Source organism: Paraburkholderia sp. BCC1885 (assembly GCF_900996235.1).
In the GTDB taxonomy this organism is placed as follows: domain Bacteria; phylum Pseudomonadota; class Gammaproteobacteria; order Burkholderiales; family Burkholderiaceae; genus Paraburkholderia.
The window spans coordinates 1-429 of sequence record NZ_CAAJGM010000182.1 but is presented as its reverse complement, the minus strand read 5'-3'; the positions used below and the strand labels follow the sequence as shown (position 1 = coordinate 429).

The following is a 429-nucleotide window of genomic DNA, read 5'->3' as shown; positions in this document are numbered from 1 at the left end:
AGCGGCACCCTGGAGATGACGGTGACGGTCTTTCGCGACGGGAAACGTGCCTTCGCGAAATCGTCCGACCTGTCGGACGAAGGGCTGAAGAAGATCGTTCGCGCGGCAATCGACAGTACCGCCGCGACCGAGCCCGATCCCGCGGCCGGCTTCGCCGATCCATGCGAGTTGGCCAGGGCTTTTCCCGATCTCGATCTCCATCATCCGCTGGACTGGACGCTCGACGAGATCGGCGCCCACGCGCAACGCGTCGAGGATGCGGCGCTGGCGCATGACCCTTCGATCAAGGCGTCCAAGGGCGCGACGGTGCGAACGGTATCGGGCATGTCCTTGCTGGCGACATCCATGGGCTTCGTCGCGACGGCGCCGTGGTCGGTCCATTCGATCGCATGCGCCCCGGTCGCGTTCGGCGCCGGCGAGAAGCAGATC

General features: G+C 66.2%; 1 protein-coding gene. It reads left to right on the top strand.

What is annotated here, in order from left to right; genetic code table 11:
* A partial coding sequence (locus FQ755_RS16725) for a PmbA/TldA family metallopeptidase (RefSeq protein WP_409937518.1) occupies positions 1–429 on the top strand: 429 nt, incomplete at both ends.